19 protein-coding genes and 2 pseudogenes are annotated in these 20,653 nt (G+C 63.5%); 13 read left to right on the top strand and 8 right to left on the bottom strand.

Annotation, left to right across the window (positions count from 1 at the left end; genetic code table 11):
- The first annotated feature begins 35 nt into the window (after positions 1–35).
- The 4 genes from CUR85_RS15635 to CUR85_RS15650 all read left to right on the top strand — a co-directional run bounded on the left by CUR85_RS15635 (position 36) and on the right by CUR85_RS15650 (position 3,892).
- Positions 36–1,898, top strand: a complete 1,863-nt coding sequence (locus tag CUR85_RS15635) for an ABC-F family ATP-binding cassette domain-containing protein (protein WP_067266627.1) — start codon at positions 36–38, stop codon at positions 1,896–1,898.
- Between the two features lie 91 nt (positions 1,899–1,989).
- On the top strand, positions 1,990–2,628 hold the full coding sequence (locus tag CUR85_RS15640; protein WP_067266625.1) for a MarC family protein: 639 nt from the start codon (positions 1,990–1,992) through the stop codon (positions 2,626–2,628).
- A 43-nt stretch (positions 2,629–2,671) separates the two neighbouring features.
- Positions 2,672–3,253 carry a retropepsin-like aspartic protease family protein gene (locus CUR85_RS15645; RefSeq protein ID WP_067265981.1) on the top strand — a complete coding sequence of 194 codons (582 nt, stop codon included), beginning with the start codon at positions 2,672–2,674 and terminating at the stop codon, positions 3,251–3,253.
- 153 nt (positions 3,254–3,406) lie between these two features.
- Entirely contained in the window at positions 3,407–3,892 is a 486-nt protein-coding gene (locus CUR85_RS15650; RefSeq protein WP_082852095.1) for a dihydrolipoyllysine-residue succinyltransferase component of 2-oxoglutarate dehydrogenase complex, read from the top strand.
- A gap of 52 nt (positions 3,893–3,944) precedes the next feature.
- Here CUR85_RS15650 and CUR85_RS15655 read toward each other — a convergent pair whose 3' ends face one another.
- The gene (locus CUR85_RS15655) at positions 3,945–4,403 is read right to left on the bottom strand and encodes a DNA polymerase III subunit chi (RefSeq protein ID WP_067265978.1); all 459 of its coding nucleotides are present in this window, start codon (positions 4,401–4,403) and stop codon (positions 3,945–3,947) included.
- A 7-nt stretch (positions 4,404–4,410) separates the two neighbouring features.
- A complete protein-coding gene (locus tag CUR85_RS15660; protein ID WP_067265975.1) occupies positions 4,411–5,883 on the bottom strand; it encodes a leucyl aminopeptidase in 1,473 nt (490 codons plus the stop codon).
- A gap of 131 nt (positions 5,884–6,014) precedes the next feature.
- Between CUR85_RS15660 and lptF the strand changes: the two genes are divergently transcribed.
- Genes lptF through CUR85_RS15695 form a run of 7 tightly spaced genes read left to right on the top strand, consistent with a single transcriptional unit; the run spans position 6,015 to position 14,011 of the window.
- Positions 6,015–7,148: an LPS export ABC transporter permease LptF gene (gene lptF, locus CUR85_RS15665; protein ID WP_067265972.1), complete on the top strand. Its 1,134-nt coding sequence runs from the start codon at positions 6,015–6,017 to the stop codon at positions 7,146–7,148.
- On the top strand, positions 7,145–8,242 hold the full coding sequence (gene lptG / locus CUR85_RS15670; protein ID WP_067265969.1) for an LPS export ABC transporter permease LptG: 1,098 nt from the start codon (positions 7,145–7,147) through the stop codon (positions 8,240–8,242). The genes lptF and lptG overlap by 4 nt, the downstream gene beginning before the upstream one ends.
- A gap of 1 nt (position 8,243) precedes the next feature.
- The gene (locus tag CUR85_RS15675; protein ID WP_136720120.1) at positions 8,244–10,394 is read left to right on the top strand and encodes an LPS-assembly protein LptD; all 2,151 of its coding nucleotides are present in this window, start codon (positions 8,244–8,246) and stop codon (positions 10,392–10,394) included.
- Entirely contained in the window at positions 10,382–11,620 is a 1,239-nt protein-coding gene (locus CUR85_RS15680; protein WP_067265963.1) for a peptidylprolyl isomerase, read from the top strand. Before CUR85_RS15675 ends, CUR85_RS15680 begins: the two co-directional genes overlap by 13 nt.
- Positions 11,617–12,591, top strand: coding sequence for a 4-hydroxythreonine-4-phosphate dehydrogenase PdxA (gene pdxA, locus CUR85_RS15685; protein WP_067265959.1), 975 nt, complete (start codon positions 11,617–11,619; stop codon positions 12,589–12,591). The genes CUR85_RS15680 and pdxA overlap by 4 nt, the downstream gene beginning before the upstream one ends.
- Positions 12,588–13,430, top strand: coding sequence for a 16S rRNA (adenine(1518)-N(6)/adenine(1519)-N(6))-dimethyltransferase RsmA (gene rsmA, locus CUR85_RS15690; RefSeq protein WP_067265956.1), 843 nt, complete (start codon positions 12,588–12,590; stop codon positions 13,428–13,430). The genes pdxA and rsmA overlap by 4 nt, the downstream gene beginning before the upstream one ends.
- Before the next feature lie 2 nt (positions 13,431–13,432).
- The gene (locus CUR85_RS15695) at positions 13,433–14,011 is read left to right on the top strand and encodes a hypothetical protein (RefSeq protein WP_067265953.1); all 579 of its coding nucleotides are present in this window, start codon (positions 13,433–13,435) and stop codon (positions 14,009–14,011) included.
- Positions 14,012–14,074: 63 nt separating this feature from the next.
- Here CUR85_RS15695 and CUR85_RS15700 read toward each other — a convergent pair whose 3' ends face one another.
- From CUR85_RS15700 to prfA, 3 genes are all read right to left on the bottom strand, one after another.
- Entirely contained in the window at positions 14,075–14,668 is a 594-nt protein-coding gene (locus tag CUR85_RS15700; protein ID WP_067265950.1) for a DUF4167 domain-containing protein, read from the bottom strand.
- A gap of 208 nt (positions 14,669–14,876) precedes the next feature.
- Entirely contained in the window at positions 14,877–15,719 is an 843-nt protein-coding gene (gene prmC, locus CUR85_RS15705; protein WP_067265948.1) for a peptide chain release factor N(5)-glutamine methyltransferase, read from the bottom strand.
- On the bottom strand, positions 15,716–16,771 hold the full coding sequence (prfA, locus tag CUR85_RS15710) for a peptide chain release factor 1 (protein ID WP_067265928.1): 1,056 nt from the start codon (positions 16,769–16,771) through the stop codon (positions 15,716–15,718). The genes prmC and prfA overlap by 4 nt, the downstream gene beginning before the upstream one ends.
- A 60-nt stretch (positions 16,772–16,831) precedes the next feature.
- Between prfA and CUR85_RS15715 the strand changes: the two genes are divergently transcribed.
- Positions 16,832–17,131: a hypothetical protein gene (locus CUR85_RS15715; protein ID WP_082852094.1), complete on the top strand. Its 300-nt coding sequence runs from the start codon at positions 16,832–16,834 to the stop codon at positions 17,129–17,131.
- Here the strand turns inward: CUR85_RS15715 and CUR85_RS15720 are convergent.
- From CUR85_RS15720 to CUR85_RS15730, 3 genes and pseudogenes are all read right to left on the bottom strand, one after another.
- Entirely contained in the window at positions 17,069–17,494 is a 426-nt protein-coding gene (locus CUR85_RS15720; RefSeq protein WP_067265925.1) for a DUF1499 domain-containing protein, read from the bottom strand. The two genes, CUR85_RS15715 and CUR85_RS15720, sit on opposite strands and share 63 nt — an antisense overlap.
- A 102-nt stretch (positions 17,495–17,596) precedes the next feature.
- Positions 17,597–18,561: pseudogene (speB, locus tag CUR85_RS15725) on the bottom strand (agmatinase).
- Entirely contained in the window at positions 18,561–19,730 is a 1,170-nt protein-coding gene (locus tag CUR85_RS15730) for a M20 aminoacylase family protein (RefSeq protein WP_136720121.1), read from the bottom strand. The pseudogene speB and the gene CUR85_RS15730 overlap by 1 nt, the downstream one beginning before the upstream one ends.
- A gap of 64 nt (positions 19,731–19,794) precedes the next feature.
- On the opposite strand from CUR85_RS15730, the pseudogene mazG reads away from it, so the two are divergent.
- Positions 19,795–20,618 (top strand): annotated as a pseudogene (gene mazG / locus CUR85_RS15735) (nucleoside triphosphate pyrophosphohydrolase).
- Positions 20,619–20,653: the final 35 nt, after the last annotated feature.

The following is a 20,653-nucleotide window of genomic DNA, read 5'->3' on the forward strand; positions in this document are numbered from 1 at the left end:
TTGACCTTCGGCCCCGCTTGCTCCAAACGGCTTTCATGTTACGCATTTCAGAAATCAACTACTCCGTCGAAGGCCGCCTGCTGTTCGAGGAAGCCTCCGCCGTGATCCCCGAGGGGCATAAGGTCGGCATCGTCGGGCGCAACGGCGCGGGCAAGACGACGCTGTTCAAAATAATCCGTGGTGAGCTGTCACTCGACAGCGGTGATATCTCTTTGCCCTCCCGCGCCAAGATCGGCGGTGTGGCACAAGAGGTGCCCTCGTCAGAGACCTCGCTCATCGACACGGTGCTGGAGGCCGACATTGAACGTGCCCGGTTGATGAAAGAGAGCGAGACCGCCGAAGACCCCGCCCGCATCGCGGACATCCAGACCCGTCTGGCCGATATCGACGCTTGGTCCGCCGAAGGCCGCGCGGCGTCGATCCTCAAGGGGCTTGGTTTCGACGACGAAGAACAGCAGATGCCCTGCTCCGCCTTCTCCGGCGGCTGGCGGATGCGCGTGGCGCTGGCCGCCGTGCTCTTTGCCCAGCCCGATCTGCTGCTTTTGGACGAGCCGACCAACTACCTCGACCTTGAAGGCGCGCTCTGGCTGGAAAGCTATCTGGCGAAATATCCCCATACGGTGCTGATCATCAGCCACGACCGCGGCCTGTTGAACCGCGCCGTGGGCGGCATCCTGCACCTCGAAGACCGCAAGCTGACCTATTACCAAGGCCCCTACGACCAATTCGCCCGCCAGCGCGCCGAGAAACGCGCGCTGCAGGCGGCGATGGCCAAGAAACAGCAGGCCCGGCGGGACCATATGCAGGCCTTCGTCGACCGTTTCAAGGCCAAGGCCAGCAAGGCCAAGCAGGCGCAATCGCGTCTGAAGATGATCGAGAAGATGGACATGATCACCGCACCCGAGGACGTGGCGCGCAAGGTCTTCACCTTCCCCGAGCCCGAGGAACTCTCGCCGCCGATCATCAATATCGAGAACGGCGCGGTCGGTTATACTGACGACATCCCGGTTCTCACGCGGTTGAATCTGCGGATCGACCAAGACGACCGCATCGCCCTTCTGGGCAAGAACGGTCAGGGCAAATCGACGCTGGCGAAACTCCTGTCGGACCGCTTGCCGCTGATGGCGGGGCGGCAGGTCAATTCCTCCAAGTTGCGCGTGGGTTTCTTCGCCCAGCATCAGGTGGACGAATTGATTGTCGAGGAAACCCCGCTGCAACACATGATCGCCGCCCGCCCCGGCGTGTTGCAATCGAAGCTGCGCGCGCAGCTTGCGGGCTTCGGCCTTGGCCCCGAACAGGCCGAGACCGAGGTCGGGCGGCTTTCGGGCGGCCAGAAGGCGCGTCTTTCGCTGCTCTTGGCAACGCTCCATGCGCCGCATCTGCTGATCCTCGACGAGCCGACCAACCACCTCGACATCGAAAGCCGCGAAGCACTGGTGGAAGCGCTGACGCGCTATTCGGGCGCGGTGATCCTCGTCAGCCACGACATGCACCTGCTGTCGTTGGTGGCCGATCGGCTGTGGCTGGTGTCGAAAGGCACGGTCAAACCCTATGAGGAAGACCTCGAAGCCTATCGCAAAATGCTGCTGACGCCGGAAAAGCCGGTCAGCAAGAACCCCGCCAAGCCGAAAGAATCCCCCAAGCCCAAACGCGCCAGCCGCGATGAGGTGTTGGCCCTGCGCAGCGAGGTCCGCAAGGCCGAAGCGCGGATGGAAAAGATCAACGAGATGCGCGACAAGCTCGCCAAGAAACTCGCCGATCCCGCGCTTTACGAGGACGCCAAAACCGGTGAGCTTGAGGTCTGGAACAAGAAATACGCCGAGGTGATGGAGGCGCTGGACCGCGCGGAATCGCTTTGGATGGGCGCACAGGAAAAGCTGGAGAAGGCCACTGCCTGACCCGTAAGCGTTCACTTTATCGCATCGCAGGGGTCGCCTCAGGGGCGGCCCTCGTGCATTCTGGCAAGAAGCCCCGCGCCAAGGAAGTCCCATGACCCTCGACACCGCCTATATGATCACCGCCCTCGTCACGATGTTCGTGGTGATCGACCCCATCGCCATCGCGCCGGTCTTCCTCGCGCTTACCCGCGGGATGAGCAACGCAGAGCGGCGCAAGATCGCATGGCGCGCAGTGGGCGTGGCCGGGTTGGTGCTGCTGATCTTTGCCGCTTTCGGCGAAGCGGTGCTTGGCTTCATCGGCATCTCCATGCCCGCTTTCCGCGTGGCGGGCGGCATCTTGTTGTTCATCACCGCGCTCGACATGCTCTTCGACCGCCGCACCAAACGGCGCGAGGATCGCGCGGATGAAGACGACCACGACGATCCGTCGGTCTTCCCCATGGCCATTCCTTTGATTGCGGGCCCCGGCTCCATCGCCTCGGTCATCCTGCTGACGGGGGAAAAACCGGGCGGCGAAGGGCTGTTGACCATTATCGTGATCACCGCGCTGACACTGGTGGTCATGGCGCTGACCATGCAGGTCAGCGGCGCGCTTGAGCGGGCGATGGGCAAGACGGGCATCAACATCGTGACCCGCCTGCTCGGCATGTTGCTGGCGGCGCTCTCGGTGCAATTCGTGCTCGACGGCTTGGCGGCCTTTGGCTTTGGCCCCGGCCCCACGTCCGGCTGACATTTCCGCGCGGCCTTCCTATATGAGATCTAAGGGGGCGTTCATGGCCGAAATCGACACAGCACATCTGATCTATCTCATCGTTCTACTGGCGATGGTGGCGGGCTGGTTCTTCATGCACAGCCGCCCCAATATGAACAAAACCTTGCAACAGGCGGCGGTCTGGGGGCTGATCTTTACCGGTGCCGCGGCGGGCGTCGGCCTGTGGCAAGACATCACCCGCGACAGCGCCCGCCAACATCTCACCATCAGCGAAGAGGGTGACATCGTCCTGCCCCGCGGGCGCGATGGGCACTACTACCTGACGGCCCAGATCAACGGCGCGCCGGTGCGCTTCGTCGTTGATACGGGCGCATCCGATATCGTTCTTACCAAATCCGACGCGGGGCGCATCGGCATCGACCCCGAGGGGCTGGATTACCTCGGCCGCGCGGGCACCGCCAATGGCGAGACGCGCACCGCCTTCGTGCGCCTCGATGAGGTGGTGGTGGGCCATGCGGTCGATCACAACGTCCCCGCGGTGGTGAATGACGGGATCATGTCGCAATCGCTTTTGGGCATGGGCTACCTGCAACGCTGGGGCCGGATCGAGATCAGCGGCGGGGAGCTGCGCCTAAGCCGCTGACGGAATAGGGCAAGACCTTGCCGGAAATACGCGGGAAAACATCAAATACGCCGCGAAATAACGCCGCATTCGCCGTGAATTGAACAGGTTTCCGCCCTTTTGAGCGGATATCTGCAGGGCACAACTGTACCTAATTTTGGAGAAAGTGCTGCTATGCTGATGAACATTTTTGGTGGGTCATCCTCCTACCAACAAAGCAACAAACCCGCTAAGGCGGAGAAGACTGAAAAGCCGCAGGAAGCCGAGAAAGCCAAGGACAAGCCATCTCAGGCGCAGGCAAAACCTGCCACTGACGGGCAGAACGCGCAGAACAGCGCGGCGGCGCAGGAGGCATCCAAACCTCAAGCCGTGCAAGCGCCTGCCAAGACCGAAACGGTGCAAGCCGTGGCGCAGGCTACACCGGTCGAGACGGCCCAAAAGGCCAGTAGCGCGGATGACGAGGCCTTTGCCCGCGCTGCAGCACAACGCAGCGTCGACAGCCAGCGCACCCGCGCCCTGCTGGACACGATCGCGCCGGTGAACAACAGCGCGGTCGAAGCGGCCAAATCCTATGTCAGCAAGGTCGAACCCGCAGCGCCTGAGGCCGAGGCGAGCAAATCCTCCGCTGCCGCGAAACCCGCGCTCGACAAAGCGGCCTGATCCGCGTCCAGGGGCGGCGGGCTTTCGGCCCCTGCCCCTGCACTGCCGTCCTTTAAGTCTCGGCCTTCTTTTCCCAGCGACCGCTTTCCTCGGACCAATATTGGGCCGAGGCGCCGTCGGCTTTAAGCCGCTTCCACAGGCCGCGCGCCTGATCCAGCGCCACGGGATCATGCCCGTCGAACAAGACGCAGACCCGTTGGTGCGCTGCCACTTCCGCAGCGGTGACATCGGCCCCATGCACCGTCATCAGACAATCCGCCCGATTGGGGGCGCCATCCTCCAGCGTCAGCAGTACCGGCTGATCCGCGTCCTGCGGGCCGCCCGCCATGCCATGGGGCAGAAAGCTGTCATCCGCATAGGTCCAAAGCGCCCGGTCCAGCGCCTGTAGCCCCGCCCGATCCGTCCCGCGCAGGGCCACGCGCCAGCCATTGGCGAGCGACTTTTCCAGCAGCATCGTCAGCGTCTCGACCAGAGGTCGCTGGGTCAGGTGATAGAAGTAAGCCGCCCCCATCAGTCGCTTAGCCCTTCTCGAAACGGTCAGCGACGAGACGGTTCAGCGCCGCCACGCCCCAGCCCGTCGCACCCGCGGGCGCCAGCGTGCTTTCGGATTTCAATGAGGCAACACCGGCGATATCGAGGTGAATCCAAGGCGTCTCATCCTTGACGAACCGCTTGAGGAATTGCGCCGCGGTGATCGACCCCGCCGGGCGCCCGCCGATGTTCTTCATATCTGCGACGCGGCTTTTCAGCAGGTCATCATAGCCCTGTCCCAGCGGCATCCGCCACGCGCCCTCCCCTTCGCTCTCGGCGGCTTTGAGGAAATCGTTGCACAGCCCGTCGTCATTCGAAAAGACCCCGGCGTTCTCATGGCCCAGCCCGATGATGATCGCCCCGGTCAGCGTGGCCAAATCGATCATCGCCGCAGGTTTGAAGCGGTCTTGCGCGTACCACATGACATCGCAAAGCACCAAACGCCCCTCGGCGTCGGTGTTGATGACCTCTACCGTGTCGCCCTTCATCGTGGTGATCACATCGCCCGGACGGGTGGCATTGCCCGAGGGCATGTTTTCCACGATGCCCACAAGCCCCACGACATTCGCCTTGGCCTTGCGCAGTGCAAGTGTGCGCATCACGCCCGAGACGACGCCCGCGCCGCCCATGTCCATGGTCATGTCTTCCATGCCAGCCCCGGGTTTGAGGCTGATGCCGCCGGTGTCAAAGACCACGCCCTTGCCGACCAGCGCCAGAGGGGCTGCGTCATCCGCGCCGCCTTCCCACCGCATCACGACCACTTTCGATGGGCTGTCCGACCCTTGGCCTACAGATAAAAGCGTGCGCATTCCAAGCTTTGCAAGCTCTTCCTCATCCAGAACTTCAACTTTCAGGCCCAAGCTCTCCATCTCGGCCAGACGTTCGGCGAAATTGGTGGTGGTCAGGATATTGGCGGGCGCATTGGTCAGATCGCGGGTCATGAAGGCCCCCTCGGCCACGGCCATGAGCGGTGCGGCGGCCTCACGCGCGTCGTCGGGTTTGGAACACATGACCTCAACCGTGCCTTTGCGCACCTTGGGCGCGGATTTGTGATCTTCGAACCCGTAGTCCCGCATTGCCAGACCAAAGGCCACATCGGCCACCCGGCGTGTCGCGGCGGCGAGCATCAGCAGATCGCTGTCACCCCGGCGTTTGGCCAGCGACGCCCCGGCCTTGCGCGCGGTCATCACCTCGGCCCGGCGCGGCATATGAACCACGTCGACCGCCTCTGCCGCCATGCCTGCGGGGTAGCCCATGCTGAGAACGTCACCGGGTTTCAGCGCGGCGAAACGTTCACTTTCCACCAGCCGCTGCAAAGCGCCTTTGGTCAGACGGTTCACCCGCCGCGCCCCGGCATCCAAACGGCCCTCAGGCTCTAGAAACAGCGCGATCCGCCCGGAATGCCCCGCGATACGGTCGATGTCGGTCTCGGCGAATGTGATGGGGGTCAGATCGGTCATGGCATGCCTCATGGTTGATTTTCCCCCAGACCTAGCGCGCCGCGCGGCGCATGGCCAGATAGCAGTTTTCCCGCCCCACGAATTGCTTTAAGATCCGCGCAAAGGCCGTCAGAGCATCTCGGGGGATCAGAGTGGCAAGAATTGACCGCTACATGCTGTCGCAACTTCTGGTTATGTTCGGCTTTTTCGCTTTGGTGCTGGTGGCGCTTTTCTGGATCAACCGCGCGGTTGTCCTCTTCGACCGTTTGATCGGCGACGGCCAATCCGCATTGGTGTTTTTGGAGTTCACGGCCCTCGGCCTGCCTAAACTCATCGTTACCGTCCTGCCCATCGCGACCTTTGCCGCTTCGGTCTATGTGACCAACCGCATGTCGGGCGAATCCGAGTTGACGGTGCTTCAGGCCGCAGGCTCCGGCCCGTGGCGGCTGGCGCGGCCCGTCTTTGTTTTTGGCCTCTGCGTGGCGGCGATGATGACGGTGCTGAGCCATTTTCTGGTCCCCATGGCGCAGGGCCAGTTGAAACAGCGCGAGGCCGAAATCTCGCGCAACCTCACCGCGCGGCTACTGACAGAGGGGACTTTTCTGCATCCCTCCGACGATGTCACCTTCTATACCCGCGCCATCGACAGCGACGGCGTGCTGCGCGATGTTTTCCTGTCGGACCGGCGCAAGGCCGACGAAGGCGTGATCTACACCGCCGCCGAAGCCTACCTCGCCCGCAACGGCGACGACACGACGCTGATCATGCTCAACGGCATGGCGCAACGGCTGGACACCGAGAGCAACCGTTTGGCCACCGCCAAATTCCGCGACTTTTCGTTCGATATTTCCCCGCTGGTCAGCAGTGGAGACGCGATCGACCTGTCGGTGAGTGCCATGGTCACGCCTGATCTGCTTTGGGATTGGGACGGGGTCGCGGCGGCGACCGACACCTCGCCGGGCGTGGTGGCCGAAGAGCTGCATGGCCGCTTCGCGCAGCCGCTGTTCTGCCTCGTCGCCGCGATGATTGGCTTTGCGACTTTGATCCTCGGCGGTTTCTCCCGCTTTGGCGTCTGGCGCGAGGCGGTGATCGCTTTTGGCCTGCTCATCGCCATCGACGGGCTGCGGGGCACGATGGTCGTGCAAATCCGCGAGGCGGCGGCGCTCTGGCCGCTGGCCTATTTGCCCTCGCTCATCGGGGCCGTGCTGACGCTGGCGATGCTTTGGCAAGCCGCACATCCGCGCTGGATAAGGCGGCGTCTGCGTGGCAAGAGGGCCGCCACATGATCCTGCATTTCTATTTCGCCCGCCGCTTTTTCATGAGCTTTCTCGTCATCACCGGGGTGCTGGCCGCGCTGGTGATGCTGGTCGACGGTGTGGATCAGGCCCGGCGTTTCGCCGATGACGATGTGGGCTGGGATCAGGTGCTGGGCATGACGCTGCTGCACATGCCCCAGACCATCAACATGATCCTGCCGCTGATCATGATCCTTGCCACGGTGGCGCTTTTCATTGGGCTTGCCCGGTCCTCCGAACTGGTGGTGACCCGGGCCGCGGGCCGCTCGGCCCTGCGCGCGCTGGTGGCCCCGGCGGTGGTGGCCTTGATCATCGGCACGCTGGCCGTGGCCATGCTGAACCCCATCGTTGCGGCGACCAGTGAGCGGGCCGAGCAATTGACCCAAGAATACCGGTCCAATGGCCGCGCGGCGCTTTCGGTCAGTGACGAGGGGCTGTGGCTGCGGCAAGGCACGGAGGAAGGCCAATCGGTCATTCGCGCATGGCGCACCAACGCCGACGCCTCCGTCCTCTATAACGTCACGATCATCAGCTATGACGCTGAGAAGGGCCCGATCCGGCGCATTGAAGCCGAAAGCGCACAACTTAGCAGCGGCGATTGGGAGCTCACCGGGGCCAAGATTTGGCCGTTGGCAGCCGGGGTGAACGCCGAAGGCGCGGCGGAGGTGCATGAGACCCTGACGATCCCCTCCTCCCTCACCGTCGAGCGTATCCGCGAGAGCATTGGCCGTGTCGCTGCCGTCTCGATCTATGAACTGCCCGAATTTATCCGACAGTTGGAACAGGCCGGGTTCAGCACGCGCCAGCATGAGGTCTGGCTTCAGGCCGAGCTTGCGCGACCCTTCTTTCTCGTGGCCATGGTTCTGGTTGCGAGCGCATTCACCATGCGCCATACCCGCTTTGGGGGGACCGGCGTCGCTGTGCTGGCCTCGATTTTGCTGGGGTTCGGTTTGTATTTCATTCGCAGTTTCGCACAGATCCTTGGCGAGAATGGCCAGATCCCCGTGATCCTTGCCGCTTGGGCGCCGCCCGTGGCGGCGATCTTTCTGGCGCTAGGCCTGCTACTGCATGCGGAGGACGGCTGACATGCGCGCGGCCCTTGTTGGACTTGCCCTTTCATTCGCGCCTCTGAGCCTTGCCGCCCAGACCGCGCCTGCCAGCGACCGCCCCGCTGTTCTGGTGGCCGATCAGGTCTTCATTACACGCGATAAGGTCTTGGTCGCGCAAGGAAATGTCGAAGCCTTCCAAGGGGAGACGCGGCTGCGCGCCACGGCGATCCGCTATGATCAGGCCACCGGCGCGCTCAGCATCGAAGGGCCGATCGTGCTGTCTGAGGGGGAGAATACCACGATCCTCGCCGATGCGGCCTCACTCGATGCGGGCTTGCAGTCCGGCCTTTTGCGCGGCGCGCGGATGATCCTTGAACAGCAGTTGCAGCTTGCCGCCGTGCAGATCAACCGGGTCGAAGGGCGTTATAGTCAACTTTACAAAGCCGCCGTAACCTCTTGCAAAGTCTGCGAAGATGGCGAAACGCCGCTTTGGCAAATCCGGGCGAAACGGGTGGTGCATGACCAAGTGGCGCAGCAGCTTTACTTTGACGAGGCGCAGTTCCGGATCAAGAACGTGCCCATTGCCTACCTCCCCCGCCTGCGCCTGCCCGACCCCACGTTGGACCGCGCTACTGGCTTTCTGGCGCCCACGATCCGCTCGACCTCGCAGTTGGGCGTGGGGCTGAAACTGCCCTATTTCATCAAGATCGGCGATCACCGCGATCTGACGCTGACCCCCTATCTTTCCGCCGAAACCCGCACGCTTGAGTTCCGCTACCGTCAGGCTTTCGTTTCGGGGCGGATCGAGTTCGAAGGGGCGATTACCGATGATGAGTTGGACCCCGGCAAGACCCGTGGCTACCTTTTCGGCACCGGCAGTTTCGATCTGCGGCGCGACTACAAACTGTATTTTGATCTCGAGACTACGAGCGACAGTTCTTATCTCAGCGACTATGGCTATTCGGGCAAGGACCGTCTGACCAGCGAATTGACCGTCAGCCGCGCGCGGCGCGATGAATATATGCGGGCGAGCCTGCTGAACTACCAATCTCTGCGCGATGGCGAGGACAATGATCTGCTGCCCAATCTGGTTTTGGATGGCGAGTTCGAGCGGCGCTATTTCCCGACCTCTCTGGGCGGCGAACTCCGCCTGACGCTTGAGGCCCATAGCCACCGGCGTGCGTCGGACTTCAGTTCTGATGGCAATGGGGATGGCGAAGCCGATGGGCGCGACGTGTCGCGGCTCAACGGGGAGGCCGCTTGGCTGCGGCGCTTCACCTTCGGCAATGGTCTGGTGACCGATGTTGAGGCCGGGGCGAGCTTTGGCCTGTTCAACATCGCGCAGGATGCCGTCTTTGACGGGCGCTACTCCGACCTCGTGCCCCATGCCGCCGTTACCATGCGCTACCCCATGCAGCGCCGCGAGGCCGCGGGCGTGGTGCAACAGCTTGAACCGTTGGTGCAATTGGGCTGGACTGGCGGTGATCGGCTCGACATTCCGAATGAGGAAAGCACGCTGGTGGAATATGACGAGGGCAATCTTCTGGCGCTCAGCCGCTTCCCCCGGCCCGACCGGCGCGAACGGGGTGCTGTGGCTGCCATCGGGCTGAATTGGGCGCGGATTGATCCCAACGGCATGGATGCCAGCCTGTCTTTCGGTCAGGTGATCCGCGCCGACGCGGATGATGCCTTTAGCTTTAGCTCAGGCCTGCAAGGCACCTATTCCGATTTCCTGCTGGCCGGGCAATTGCGCAGCGACAACGGTTTGGCGCTCATCGGGCGCGGGCTGGTCGATGATGACTTCGAGGTCGCCAAGGCCGAGCTGCGCGGGGTCTGGGATTTCAAACGCGGGCAGATCTCGGGCAGCTATGTTTGGCTACACGAAGATGCCGCCGAGGACCGCAATGAAAACGTGTCGGAGATCACCTTTGACGGCAGCTATTCGATCAACAGCCAATGGCAGGCGTCCGCCGAATGGCGGTTCGACCTTGCCGATGAACGCGCGGCGACGGCGGGTCTTGGCCTGAGCTACAACAATGAATGCGTGCAGGTCGACCTTTCGGTGAACCGCAGCTATTCATCCTCAACAAGTGTTGAGCCCTCAACGGATATCGGTTTTAACATCGGCCTCAGGGGCTTTGCCGCAAACACCGGAACAGAAAGATACGTACGCTCATGTGGGAAGTAACGAAACAGACCGTCCGCACCGGGATCCGTGGGACTGCGGCACTCGCCCTTGCTCTGGTCATCGGCCAATCCGCAGCGGCGCAGAACCTCTTTGCGCCCGTGGCGCGTGTCAATGACGAGGTGATCACCGGCTACGAAGTGCAGCAGCGTCAGCGCTTTATGCAGCTGATCGGCGCGCCGGGGGCCGATACCGACAGCGTGATCGACAGTCTGATCGACGACCGCCTGCGTGGGCAGATCCTTGATCAAGCCGGGCTTGAAGTTACCCCCGAGGGCATTCGATCCGGCATGGCAGAATTTGCCAGCCGCGCGGATCTGACGACCGAGGAGTTTCTGAAAGTCCTTGGCCAAGCGCAGATTTCCGAAGAAACTTTTCGCGACTTTATCGTGATCAGCGCCGCCTGGCGTGACCTTATTCGCGCGCGCTACAATGGCCGGGTCGACATCACCGACGAAGAGGTCGACCGCGCGCTTGGCAGCAGCCGGGGCAATAACGGTCTGCGCGTGCTGTTGTCGGAGATTATCATTCCCGCCCCGCCGCAGAATGCCGATCAGGTAAACGCGCTGGCCGAACGCATTTCGGAAAGCCGCTCGGAAGCCGAATTCTCGTCCTATGCCAGCAAGCATTCCGCCACCGCCTCGCGCGGGCGCGGCGGTCGGATGCCTTGGACACCGCTCGAAAAACTGCCCGCCAGCCTGCGGCCCATCCTCCTGGCTCTCGCCCCGGGTGAGGTGACAGCGCCGCTGCCGATCCCCAATGCCGTGGCCCTGTTCCAACTGCGCGGCATCGAAGAGACCGGCAAGCCGAGCGTCGAGTATTCCGAGATCGACTATGCCGCCTATTACATCCCCGGTGGCCGGTCCGAGGCTGCCCTGTCGCGCGCGGCAGAGCTGCGCGGTCAGGTAGATCAATGTGATGACCTCTATGGCATGGCCAAAGGCCAGCCCGCCAATGTGCTGGACCGTGGCACCAAGGCCCCGGCGGAGATTCCGCAGGACGTGGCCATTGAACTGGCGAAACTCGATCCCGGCGAAGTCTCCACCGCGCTGACCCGTGCCAATGGGGAGACTTTGGTCTTCCTGATGCTTTGCAACCGCACCACGGCGGCCAATGCCGATGTGAACCGCGAGGCGGTGGTCAGTTCGATCCGGCAGCGCAAGCTTGAGGGCTATGCCACACAGCTGCTGGAACAGGCCCGCGCCGAAGCCCGTATCACCCGCCAATGAGCCGCCCGTCCCGGCCGGTGGCCATCACCTGCGGTGAACCCGCCGGGATCGGCCCCGAGATCGCCGCCCGCGCTTGGGCGGCGCTTTCGAAGGACATCCCGATGGTCTGGATCGGCGACCCGCGTCATCTGCCCAAGGATGTGCCGCACCGTGTGATCGACAGCCCGGATGAGGTGAGCGCGCCCAGTGCCGATGCGCTGCCCGTGCTCCCCCATCCCTTCGACAGCGCCGCCCTGCCCGGCGTGCCGCAGCCCGGCCATGCGCAGGGGGTGATCGATGTGATCGCCCGGGCGGTCGATCTGGTGCAGACGGGCGTGGCCTGCGGCGTCTGCACCGCGCCGATTCACAAGAAGGCCCTGCAAGACGGGGCCGGTTTCGCCTATCCGGGCCATACCGAATACCTCGCCGCACTTGCAGGTGTCGATGACGTGGTGATGATGCTGGCCTCCGACCAATTGCGCGTCGTGCCTGCCACGATCCATATCGCGCTGGATCAGGTGCCGCAGGCGCTGACCCCGATGGGCCTGCGCCGCACGATTGAGATCACCGCGCAGGAATTGCAAAACCGCTTTGGCATCGCCCGCCCCCGTATTGCCGTCGCCGGGCTGAACCCGCACGCGGGCGAAGGCGGCAGCATGGGCCGGCAGGAGATTGACTGGATCGCGCCGCTGATCCTTGAGATGCAGGGCGAAGGCTTTGCGCTGACCGGGCCGCTGCCTGCCGATACGATGTTCCATGGCCGCGCCCGCGAAGGCTATGACGCGGCAGTGGCGATGTATCACGACCAAGCGCTGATCCCGATCAAGACCTTAGATTTCGACCGGGGCGTGAATGTGACGTTGGGGCTGCCCTTCGTGCGCACCTCGCCCGATCACGGCACCGCCTTTGACATCGCGGGCCAAGGGCGCGCCAACCCGACCAGCATGATCGAAGCGATCAAATTGGCATGGCAGATGGGCCAGAAGACATGAGTGCAATCGACAATCTCCCGCCGCTGCGCGAGGTGATCAACACCCACGAATTGGCCGCGCGCAAGTCTCTCGGCCAGAACTTTCTGCTGGATCTGAACCTCACGGCCAAGATCGCGCGGCAAGCCGGAGATATGGCCGATTGCGACGTGTTGGAGATCGGCCCCGGGCCCGGCGGTCTCACCCGTGGGCTGCTGGCTGAAGGCGCGCGTCATGTGCTGGCGATCGAAAAGGACCGCCGCTGCCTGCCCGCGCTGGCCGAGGTGGCGGACCATTACCCCGGTCGCCTGACCGTGATCGAAGGCGACGCGCTTGAGATCGACCCGCTGAGCCATCTGACCCCGCCCATCCGGGTGGCGGCCAACCTGCCCTATAACGTCGGGACCGAACTGCTGGTCCGCTGGCTCACCCCGCCCGACTGGCCGCCGTTTTGGCAAAGCCTCACGCTGATGTTCCAGCGCGAGGTGGCGGAGCGGATCGTGGCGCAGCCGGGGGCGAAAGCCTATGGGCGGCTGGCCGTGCTGGCGCAGTGGCGCAGTGATGCGCGGATCGTGATGCAATTGCCGCCGGGCGCCTTCACCCCGCCGCCCAAGGTCTCGTCGAGCGTGGTGCATCTGACCGCCCTGCCCGAGCCGCGCTTCCCTGCCGATCCGAAGGTGCTGAGCCATGTGGTCGCGATGGCCTTCAACCAGCGGCGCAAGATGCTGCGCTCGGCGCTTAAAGGTGCCGCGCCGGATATCGAGGACCGTCTGACCGCCGCGGGGCTGAAACCCACCGACCGCGCCGAACAGGTGCCGCTCGAGGGGTTCTGCGCCCTCGCCCGCGAGATTGCCAAGGGGTAACCATGTTCTACCGACTATTGCTCGTCTTTGCCCTGCTGCTGGGGCTTTCCGCCTGCGCCCTGCCGCGCAACGGCCCACCACCTCTGGGCACCGAGGCCGAGATCACGGAACTCGCCCGCGCTATCGAAGACCTCTCGCCGCAGGTAAATCCCGAAGAGGCCGCCCGTGCCGCGCGGATCGCTTACCGGCATACCCATGAACTGGCGATCGCCTATCAAATCACCGACCCGCCGCTGATCCATAACGTGAAGGTCAACAACGGCAGCAAGCCGCGCGGCCTGTGTTGGCATTGGGCAGAGGATTTGGAGAAACGCCTGAAGGCCGAGGGTTTCGCCACGCTCGACCTGCACCGCGCCATCGCTAATGGCGACTCGCGGATCCTGCTGGACCATTCCACCGCCATCATCTCAGCCGCCGGGGCACCGATGCAGGCGGGGCTTGTCCTTGACCCTTGGCGCCGCGGGGGCGAGCTGTTCTGGTCGCCGGTCACCAGCGATCCGCGGTATGATTGGGCGCCGCGCGAAGAGGTGCTGCGGCGCAACGGGCGGATCAGATATGTGCAGGCGGGGATGGAAGGGTAGATCTGTGCCGTGCTGCCGACCATCACCACTTATAAAAAAGCCCCGCAATTTGCGGGGCTTTTCTTATTCTGCGACCTTTGCGGTGTCGCTCTTGCTGTCGCCACCCTCCTGCGGCTGTGCCTCTGCCGCTTTCGGCTTGGGCTTGCGGCGCGGGGCGCGTTTCGGCTTCGGCTTGCTCTCGGGCGTGTCGACCAGCGTGCTCTCTTCGCTGTTCGGCTCGGCCTCGGCCTGCTGTTGCGCGGGCTCTTGCTGCTCGGGCTGTTTGTCGGCTTTCGGCTGCTCGCCCTGCGACTGGCCGCCCTGCTGCGCCTCGCGCTCCTGACGCTCGGCCCGCTCGCGATCCCGCTCGGCCTGACGCTCACGGTTCTGGCGCTCTTGCTCCTCGCGGCGCTGGTCCACTTCGCGCTGCGCCTCGCTCAGCAGGCGCAGGTAGTGTTCGGCGTGCTGTTGAAAGTTCTCGGCGGCCACACGGTCATTGCTCAACTGGGCATCGCGGGCCAGCTGATTGTATTTCTCGATAACCTGCTGCGGCGTGCCGCGCACCTTGCCCTCGGGGCCGGAGCTGTCGAAAACACGGTTGACGACATTGCCGCCGCCACCTTGCGACGAGCGTTTGCGGTTATTCTTCGACCGGGAGCGTGATCTGGGAGAATTCATGGAATGATGTCAGCCTTGTGTGCTGTGTGTCGTTCACCGGGGGTGCAAAGCACGTCTTGAACCCGGCCTAAGCGATATGTTGGGCATAGTGCCGCGCGGGACCGCCTGTGGCATCCACCGCTGCAACACCCCTGACTAACCATGCCAGAAAGGCTTGGGCAAGAAGAAACTGCCACTTAGCCCGCCAAATGGCGGTTTTTTCGCGATTTCACGCCGGTTTATCGGCTGAAACGACCCTTGGCCGCCCATCGAGATCATGCGCCAGCGTGACCCGGCCCCAGCCCGCCGCGGCAAAGATTTCCTGCACCGCTTCGCCCTGTTGCCAGCCGATTTCGACCATGACGCGGCCTTGGGGCGTGAGGTAGCCCTGCGCCTCGGCGGCGATGATCCGGTAGATGCTCAGCCCGTCTTGGCCGTCGGTCAGCGCCATTTCCGGCTCATGCTGGCGCAATTCTGGAGAGACATCGGCCATTTCCTCGGCGGCCAGATAGGGCGGGTTCGACAGGATCAGATCAAATCGCCCCTCAACGGCGCTGAACCAGTCGGACTGCCGGATATCGGCGCGGTCGGCCACCCCGTGCTGCACCGCATTGGCGCTGGCTTGAAGGCAGGCGGCTTCCGAGAGGTCCACCCCCAACCCCGTCGCCGCTGGCCGTTCGGCCAGCAGGGTGACGAGGATACAGCCCGAGCCGGTGCCGAGGTCCAGAATGCGGGTGAAATCCTCGCCGAGCGCGAGGTCAATCAGGGTCTCTGTCTCGGGCCGCGGGTCAAGCACATCGCGGCTGATCGCGAAATCGCGGCCATAAAAAGCCCGCCGCCCGATCAACTGCGAGACTGGCACGCGCACGGCGCGCAGGGCGATGAGCTGGTCAAAGCGTTCGGCAACCTCGGGGGCGATTTCCTCGGGCGCGATGAGGGTCACGCGGGCGGCATCGACAGAGGCGGCATGGGCGAGCAACAGCCGCGCATCCCGCGCCGGATCGGGCACACCGGCGGCACGCAGCCGTCCGGCGGCGGCGGCCATGGCTTGGGCGGCGGTCTGAGGGCTCACCCCTCCATCTCCGCCAATTGCCGCGCTTGCGCATCGGCAGTCAGCGCATCGACGATCTCATCCAGATCGCCCTGCATCACGGCTTCGAGCCGGTAAAGCGTCAGGTTGATCCGATGGTCCGTCATACGACCTTGGGGGAAATTATAGGTGCGAATCCGCTCAGAGCGGTCACCGGAGCCCACCTGCGCCGCGCGGTCGGCAGAGCGCTCGTTGTCCATCCGGCTGCGCTCCATATCATAGAGCCGCGCTTTGAGCACCTGCATCGCCTTGTCGCGGTTGCGGTGCTGGGACTTCTCCGACGAGGTAACGACGATCCCGGTCGGAATATGGGTGATCCGCACGGCGGAATCGGTGGTATTGACGTGCTGCCCCCCCGCGCCCGAAGAGCGCATCGTGTCGATCCGCAGGTCATTTGCGTTGATCTCGATATCCACGTCTTCGGCCTCGGGCAGCACCGCCACGGTCGCCGCCGAAGTATGGATGCGCCCGCCGCTTTCGGTGGTGGGCACGCGCTGTACGCGGTGCACGCCGCTTTCGAACTTGAGCCGGGCAAAGACGTTCTGGCCGGTGATATGGGCCACGACCTCTTTCACGCCGCCGAGTTCGGTCATCTGGCTTTCGATCAGGTCAAACCCCCAGCCCTGTGCCTCGGCATAGCGTTGGTACATGCGCAGCAGGTCGCCGGCGAAAAGCGCCGCCTCATCGCCGCCCGTGCCGGGGCGGATCTCCAACATGGCGGGTTTCGCATCAGCCGCATCGCGGGGCAGAAGTGCGAGTTGCAACCCCTGCTCGACCTCCGGCAGACGGGCGCGCAGGCGCGGCAGCTCATCCCGCGCAAGCTCAGCCATCTCGGGGTCTTTCAGCATCTCTTCGGCTTCTTCGAGGTCGCGCTGAAGCTGCTGGTAAAGGTCGATCTGATCGACCACGGGCTTGAGATCGCTGTATTCTTTCGCGAGGGCTGCAAAATCGGCCCCATCAGAGCCTGCAGACATGCTGGCCTCCAGAAACTGGAAGCGTTGCGAGATTTGCGCGAGGCGGTGCATCGGGATCATGGGGTTCCTGTCGCTTATGCAAATGCTTTGGTCAAGAGGCGGCTTGTGCTATCATGAGCTATGACACGTCTTATGCCGCTCATCTGCCTTATGGGCCTGACGGCCCTGCACCCTGCCCTTGCGGATGTCAAAGCGCCGGGCGGCAAGACGATTGATTGCTATTGCACCAACAGCAGCGGCGCCCGGGTGGAACTGGGTGAGACGATTTGCCTACAAGTGGATGGGCGCATGTTCATGGCGCAATGCCAGATGTCGCTCAATGTGCCGATGTGGCGGGAGGTGCAGCAAGGCTGCCTGTCATCGCGCCTCGATTTGATCGAGCCATCCGTTGACCCGCTTGGCGTTGACCCCCAGATCTGATCGGCCAAAGCGCGAGCGGCCATAGACCTCGACATAGCGCGGATCACCGCCATAGATGCCGATGGTGGTGAAATCAGGATAGCCCATCAATTTGGTGCGGGTGACATAGGTGACCTGCCCCTCAGCAAGCGATCCGGCGACGACTTCGGTGCGCGGGGTTTGCAGGATCACCCGGTCAAGCTGGGCCAAGGTCTCGGCCCCGTCGCCCTCGACCGGCGCGCGCCAGACATAGCTGTTAGTGCCTTGGGTCTTGCCCATCTTCTGCCCGTCGGCCTGAACATGCCAACGCGCGGTGTCGATGGGCGCAAGGCGGATATAGGCCACCAAGGCGACGAGGGCGATCACGATGATCCAGAACAGCATTTTAAGCACCTTTCAAAGCTCGGCGGTCAGGGGCGACGGAGGTCGCAGCAAACAAGCCAGCCCGCCTTTCAGCGGACCGGCGCGTGATGTCATGGCTTTCGCTCACGCGGTTCTCATGCGGTGACCCAGCAGCGACAGGATCTCGGTCGCGACATGGGCGCCTGCCACCGCTGTAGCGCCGGTGGTGTCGAAGGGGGGCGAGACTTCGACAACGTCACCGCCCATGATGTTGATCCCCGCAAGATCGCGCAGCATGATCGACGCCTGCGCCGAGGTCAGCCCGCCCCACACCGGCGTGCCGGTGCCGGGGGCAAAGGCCGGGTCCAGCGCGTCGATGTCAAAGGTCAGATAGCAGGGGCGATCGCCGAGGATCTCCTTGATCTTGGCAACGGTGGCCTGCGGCCCTTTCTCATGCACCTCGCGCGCGTCGATGATATTGACGCCCATCGTGTCCTCATTGGTGGTGCGAATGCCGACCTGCACGCTGGTCGACGGGTCGACGATGCCGGACTTCACGGCTTTGTAGAACATCGTCCCGTGGTCGATCCGGTCCATGTCGTCGTCTTGCCAAGTGTCCGTATGCGCATCGAACTGTAACAGGCTGATAGGCCCGTATTTTTCCGCATAGGCCTTGAGGATCGGGAATGAGATGTAGTGATCTCCCCCAGCACCACAGAGGCCGCGCCGGCATCGAGAATGGTCTTGATATGGGCCGTCAGGGCGGCGGGAAACTGGCTGACATGGCCATAGTCGAAGGCCAGATCGCCATAGTCCGCGATGGCGAATTCGCTCAGCACGTCGAAATCCCAGCCATAGGGCGCGTCGGGCGCTTGCAGCGCGCTGGCTTCGCGGATGGCGCGGGGGCCAAGGCGGGTGCCGGGGCGGTTGGTCACCGCTTGATCGAAGGGCACGCCTGTTACCGCGATGTCGACGCCGGCCAGATCCTTGGTGTATTTCCGTCGCAGGAAGGAGGTCGCCCCGCCAAAGGTCAACTCATAGCTCGGCCCTTTGAGGTCCTCGCGGGTAAAGGCCATATCCATCTGTTTGGCCGCGTCTTCCAATGCCATTATTTGCCTCCTGCTGGCTGTGCCCGCTCAACGATACGGGCGAAAAAGGATGCGCCAAGCGGCGCGATCTCGTCGTTGAAGTCGTATTCCGGGTGGTGCAGCCCTGCGCCTTCCCCGGCCCCGAGGAAGAGATAGGCACCGGGGCGTTTTTCAAGCATGAAGCTGAAATCCTCTGCACCCATCTCGCGGCCATAGTCGCCGTGAACTTGGGCCGCGCCCACCACTTCGGTCGCTGCCGCGATGGCGGCCTCGGCCTTGGCCGGGTCGTTGACCGTGGCGGGATAGCCAACCTCATAGTCCAACTCGGCGGTGACGTCATAGCTTGCCGCCTGCCCGTCCACGATCTGCTGCATCCGGCGCATCACCATGGCTTGCACCTCACGGTCAAAGGTGCGCACCGTGCCGTTGATATAGGCGGTTTCGGGGATGATGTTATCGGCGGTGCCGGTGTGGATCTGCGTGACTGAGACCACCAGATCCTGCGCCGCGACATGGTTGCGGCTGACGATGGTCTGAATGGCCGTGGCGATGCCGCAGGCCGCCACGACGGGGTCGCGGCTCTCATGGGGCATCGCGCCATGGCCGCCTTTGCCCTTGATATGAATGTGGAATTCATCCACCGCCGCCATGATCGGACCCGGCGTGGTATAGAATGCGCCTTCGTCAAAGCCGGGCGCGTTGTGGATGCCGTAAACCTGCGCGATCTCGAACCGCTCCATGATGCCCTCTTCGACCATCACGCCCGCGCCGCCGCCCGCCTCTTCGGCGGGTTGAAAGATCAGCGCCACCCGGCCTGCGAAATTGCGTGTCTCGGCCAGATATCGCGCCGCGCCCAGAAGCATGGTGGTGTGCCCGTCATGGCCGCAGGCGTGCATCTTGCCCTCCCGCGTGCTGGCATAGTCCTTGCCCGTTGCCTCTTGGATCGGCAGCGCATCCATATCGGCGCGCAGGCCGATGGTCGGGCCTTCGCCCTGCCCTTCGATGATCGCCACGATACCGGTTGTCGCGATGCCCTCGTGCAGCTCATCCACACCAAATTCGCGCAGCCGCTCGGCCACGAAAGCCGCCGTCTCATGGCAGTCGAACGCCAGTTCGGGAATCCCGTGCAAATGGCGCCGCCATGCTGTCATATCCTCCGCAAAGGCGTTGATGCGGTTCACCACGGGCATGGGCTGGACTCCTTGGGGTTGGTTTGGTCAGGGTGCATCTGACACCAGACATACGGGGCCTGCAATGCCGGACAACACAAAAGCCGATCTCATTCACGATTCAGATGCCGGGATCGAACGGTTGCTCGAAATCATGCGCCGCCTGCGCGACCCTGAGACGGGCTGCCCCTGGGATATCGAGCAGGATTTCGACAGCATCGCCCCCTATACCATTGAAGAGGCTTATGAAGTCGCGGATGCCATCGCCCGGCGTGATTGGGGCGAGCTTGAGGGGGAGTTAGGCGATCTGCTGCTGCAATCGGTCTATCACACGGCGATGGGTGAAGAAGCGGGGCATTTCACCTTTCAATCCGTGGTGCGCAACATCAGCGATAAAATGGTGGCGCGGCACCCGCATGTCTTTGGCGACGAATCCCGCGACAAGAGCGCCGAACAGCAGACCGCCGATTGGGAGAAGATTAAAGCCGCCGAACGCGCGGGCAAGGCACAGGGGGCACCTTGGACGGGGTGGCAATCGGCCTGCCAGCGCTGTTGCGGGCGATGAAGCTTCAGAAACGCGCGGCGCGTGTGGGGTTCGACTGGCCCGAGACGACGCAGGTGCTCGACAAGATCACCGAAGAGGCCGCCGAATTGGTCGAGGCGAAGGACCAGCTGAGCCAAGCGGAGGTCGAGGAAGAATACGGCGATCTGCTCTTCGTCATGGCCAATCTGGGCCGCCATTTGGGCCTTGACCCGGAAGCCGCTCTGCGCGCCGCCAATGCCAAATTCACCCGCCGGTTCGAAGGGGTCGAGGCCCGGCTCGCCGCGATGGGCAAAACCCCGCAAGACAGTGATCTGGCCGAGATGGACGCGCTGTGGGAGGCGGTGAAACTGGCGGAACGCGGCTAATCCCCCGGGCAGCGGCTGGACAAAGACCCGCCCCT

The organism is Sulfitobacter faviae, from assembly GCF_029870955.1.
GTDB classification, from domain to species: Bacteria; Pseudomonadota; Alphaproteobacteria; order Rhodobacterales; family Rhodobacteraceae; genus Sulfitobacter; species Sulfitobacter faviae.